The sequence below is a fragment of the Allobosea sp. WAO genome, from assembly GCF_001509835.1.
Taxonomy (GTDB): Bacteria; Pseudomonadota; Alphaproteobacteria; order Rhizobiales; family Beijerinckiaceae; genus Allobosea.
This window is the reverse complement of record NZ_JXTJ01000039.1, coordinates 1-369: the sequence shown is the minus strand read 5'-3', so window position 1 is coordinate 369 and position 369 is coordinate 1. Positions and strand designations below refer to the sequence as shown.

The following is a 369-nucleotide window of genomic DNA, read 5'->3' as shown; positions in this document are numbered from 1 at the left end:
TGCGGTGAAGTAGCGAATTGCCTCGATGCGCAGGCCCAGGTGGGTCAAGAACGATCCGATCTCGGCATTCCCCATCCCACTTTCCTGCGCCTGCCCATTGCGCGTCCGATAGGCGGCGTGGAACCCAATCCTCGAAGTTTTGAACATGTAGCGACGGGCGCCAGCCGCAACGATCTCTCCGCGAACATCGACGATCACCAAGCCACCGGGCAAGGTAAGTCGCTTAATCTCGGCTGCTTTGGAGAACGGGCTCATACCCAGCAGCACCGCGCCTAAGACACAAATGCACGCTAATACCTTCATGCCCGATCCCCCACCATGAATCTGGCTGCTAACCCAACAAGCTCAATCCGTAAACTGCGGGCTCTA

1 pseudogene is annotated in these 369 nt (G+C 57.7%); it reads right to left on the bottom strand.

The annotated features are described in order from the left end of the window. Positions 1–303, bottom strand: a pseudogene (locus DK26_RS28315) (hypothetical protein); the annotation flags it as partial. Positions 304–369: the final 66 nt, after the last annotated feature.